Origin of the sequence: Curtobacterium sp. A7_M15, from assembly GCF_030705415.1 — a bacterium.
In the GTDB taxonomy this organism is placed as follows: Bacteria; Actinomycetota; Actinomycetes; order Actinomycetales; family Microbacteriaceae; genus Curtobacterium.
This window is the reverse complement of the sequence record NZ_JAUZED010000198.1, coordinates 1-2680: the sequence shown is the minus strand read 5'-3', so window position 1 is coordinate 2680 and position 2680 is coordinate 1. Positions and strand designations below refer to the sequence as shown.

Here is a 2680-nt window from a genome sequence, read left to right as displayed (position 1 = left end):
GCACCCGCGCGCCGCGCCCGCGCGACCGACGGCGAGCCGCCGCTCGCCCGCCGGGGCCGCACCGCGCCTCCCGGCAGCTGCGATCCCGGTAGCCTGATCCGGTGACCGACCCGACCGCCCCGAGCGAGCAGACCCCCACGCACTGGACCCTCACGCTGGTCTGCGACGACCAGCCCGGGATCGTGCACGCCGTCTCCGGAGCCGTCGTCGCCGCGAGCGGGAACATCACCGAGTCCCAGCAGTTCTCGAGCGTGGACACGAACACGTTCTTCATGCGCCTCCAGGTCATGGCCCCGGTCGACCGCGCCACGTTCGAGGCCGCCCTCGCGCCCGTCGCCGAGCGCTACGACGCCCGCGTCCAGCTCGACGTCGTCGGCCGGCCGCTGCGCACCCTCGTCCTCGTGTCGAAGGCCGGGCACTGCCTGAACGACCTGCTGTACCGGCAGCGCGGCGGGCAGCTCCCGATCGAGGTGCCGCTCGTGCTCTCGAACCACGCCGACCTCGCCGAGCTCGCGTCGTTCTACTCCGTGCCGTTCGAGCACCGTCCCGTGACGGACGCCGCGAGCAAGCAGGAGATGGAGCGCCGCGTGCTGCAGGCGGTCGAGGAGCACGACATCGAGCTCGTCGTCCTCGCCCGGTACATGCAGATCCTGTCGCCGGAGCTGTGCGCCGCACTCGAGGGCCGCGCGGTCAACATCCACCACTCGTTCCTGCCCGGCTTCAAGGGCGCCAACCCCTACCGGCAGGCGCACGCCCGCGGCGTGAAGCTCATCGGTGCGACGGCGCACTTCGTGACGAGCGACCTCGACGAGGGTCCGATCATCGAGCAGAACGTCGTCCGCGTGGACCACACGAAGGACCCCGCCGAGCTGGTCTCCATCGGCCAGGACGAGGAGTCCCGCACGCTCACCCAGGCGGTGCGCTGGATCGCCGAGGACCGCGTCCTCCTCGACGGCGCCCGCACCATCATCTTCAAGTAGGCACCGCATGTCAGCACCGCAGTCCCCCGTCGATTGGGGCGACACCCCGGACCCGCACGCGATCCGACCGCGCCGGTTCGACGGCTGGACCGTGCTCCGCGTCCTGGTGTGCGCGTTCGGCCTGGTCTCGCTGGCGTACTGGGGCTACATCGCGTGGCCGTTCCCGATGCCGGGCATCCTGTTCATGATCGGTGCGCCGGTCTTCGCCGCCCTGGTCTGGTACCTCTTCCGGTCGCAGGCGTCGCCGATCGAGACGGACATCGTGGGCAAGACCATCGTCGAGGTCGCCCTCGTGATCGCGGCCGGCGGATGTTGGATCTCGATCGGGCACCCGGTCGTGGGACTCGTGTTCATCCTCGTCGCGGCGCTGTCCGGTGTGGTCCAGTTCCGCAGGGAGACCCGGTGAGCGGCGCGTCCGGCGCGTCCGGCGCGTCCGTCGGCCGGGAGGCGCGGCGCACCCTGTACCGCGCAGCCCACGTCGTCGACGTGGCGGGGTCCAGGGCGTACGGCTGGGTCCTCGTCGTCGGCGACACGATCCACGCGGTCGGCTCGGGCGCCGAGGCCCCGTCCGCAGCGTCCTCGGTCGACGAGGTCGTGGACCTCGGCGATGCGGTCCTGACGCCCGGCTTCGTCGACCTGCACGGCCACGGCGGCGGCGGCACGGCGTACGAGGACGACTCGATCGCGGCCGCACTCGCCGTCCACCGCTCGCACGGCACGACCCGGTCGGTCCTGTCGCTCGTCGCCAACCCGGTGCCCGTGCTGACCGCCTCGCTCGACCGCATCCGGGCGGTGATGGCCGACGACCCGCTCGTGCTCGGCGTGCACCTCGAGGGCCCCTTCCTCTCCCCGCACAACAAGGGCGCCCACAACGAGTCGTTCCTGATCGACCCGTCGCCGTCCGCGGTGTCATCGCTGATCGAGGCCGGCGATGGCATCGTCCGCCAGGTCACCATCGCGCCGGAGCTGCCGGGCGCCGTGGACGCCGTGGAGCGCTTCGTCGCCGCGGGTGTGCGCGTCGCGGCCGGGCACACCGTCGGCACGTACGACCAGGCCCGCGCGGCGTTCGACGCCGGAGCGACCCTGCTCACCCACGCGTTCAACGCCATGCCGGGGATCCACCACCGCGCACCGGGCCCGATCGCCGCCGCCCTGGACGACGACCGCGTGACGCTCGAACTCATCCTCGACGGCGTGCACGTGCACCCGTCCGTCGCGTCGATGCTGCTGCGGGCGGCGCCGGGCCGGGTCGCCCTCGTCACCGACGCCATGGGAGCTGCCGGTGCGGCCGACGGCTCGTACATGCTCGGGTCCCTCGCGGTGATCGTCACCGGCGGCGTCGCGCACGTCGCGGGCACGGACACCATCGCCGGGTCGACCCTCACGCAGGACACGGCGCTGCGGAACGCGGTGCAGCTCGCCGGTCGGTCGCTGCCCGAGGCCGTCGGTGCGGTCACGAGCGTGCCCGCCGCTGCCCTGGGTCTCGGTGACCGCTCGGGTCGGCTCGCGCCGGGGTTCGCAGCGGACCTCGTGGCGCTGTCCCCGCAGCTCGAGGTGCAGCGGGTGTGGGGCGCGGGGCGCGAGCTGCGCTGACCTCGATCGTCCGCTGACGGCTCCCGGAGTCGCTGGTGTCGGACGAGACGCCGCGCGCGCGAGCCGGTGCGTGCGCGAGCCGGCGCCTGCGCTCGCCGGCGCCTGCG

3 protein-coding genes are annotated in these 2680 nt (G+C 73.3%); all 3 read left to right on the top strand.

What is annotated here, in order from left to right:
* Positions 1 to 101: 101 nt before the first annotated feature.
* The 3 genes from purU to nagA are packed head-to-tail and all read left to right on the top strand — an operon-like array spanning position 102 to position 2573.
* Positions 102 to 980 carry a formyltetrahydrofolate deformylase gene (purU, locus tag Q7F20_RS18310; protein ID WP_305741485.1) on the top strand — a complete coding sequence of 293 codons (879 nt, stop codon included), beginning with the start codon at positions 102 to 104 and terminating at the stop codon, positions 978 to 980.
* A gap of 7 nt (positions 981 to 987) precedes the next feature.
* Positions 988 to 1386: a YrdB family protein gene (locus Q7F20_RS18305; RefSeq protein WP_305741484.1), complete on the top strand. Its 399-nt coding sequence runs from the start codon at positions 988 to 990 to the stop codon at positions 1384 to 1386.
* The gene (nagA, locus tag Q7F20_RS18300; RefSeq protein ID WP_305741483.1) at positions 1383 to 2573 is read left to right on the top strand and encodes an N-acetylglucosamine-6-phosphate deacetylase; all 1191 of its coding nucleotides are present in this window, start codon (positions 1383 to 1385) and stop codon (positions 2571 to 2573) included. The genes Q7F20_RS18305 and nagA overlap by 4 nt, the downstream gene beginning before the upstream one ends.
* Positions 2574 to 2680: the final 107 nt, after the last annotated feature.